This is a genomic window from Pseudarthrobacter sp. 05T312 (assembly GCF_056396685.1).
Genome location: NZ_JBFTLY010000061.1, coordinates 1 through 423 on the forward strand (window position 1 = coordinate 1; position 423 = coordinate 423).

1 protein-coding gene is annotated in these 423 nt (G+C 52.0%); it reads right to left on the reverse strand.

Annotated features, from left to right (window positions below; translation table 11 throughout):
- Positions 1-362: hypothetical protein (locus AC1DIP_RS22305; protein WP_477735128.1), on the reverse strand; the 362-nt coding region annotated here is incomplete at its 3' end.
- Positions 363-423 lie beyond the last annotated feature (61 nt).

The following is a 423-nucleotide window of genomic DNA, read 5'->3' on the forward strand; positions in this document are numbered from 1 at the left end:
AGATAACACTGGCGCTCTCGGGTTGAGAGCTGCAGCATGATCTTCACCAAAGTCTTCTTCTCGGCGAGGGTTATGGCCGTTTCCTGCTCGACCTCAGGCGTCACAGCTGCCGGGAGAAGATCCATATCCATCAGGATTGAACGGCTGTAGGCATCCCTTATATCAACGCCTCGGCGGGCGTATGGTCGACGCCCTTTCCGCATCCACTCGATGGCAAACCGCATGTCGGAAACCATCTCGTCAACCACTTTAAGTTCGTTCTGCTGCAACACATCTTCCCTGTCCAGTGTGTCACGATACTTCTCCAACTTCCTCATGTTGTTCGAATACTCTTTAATCAGTCGCTCCGTCCAAAGCTCCATATGGCACCTCCTGCCCGCTCACTGTTTTTCAAGGGCTGATATGTCTGTTACATCAATGGAC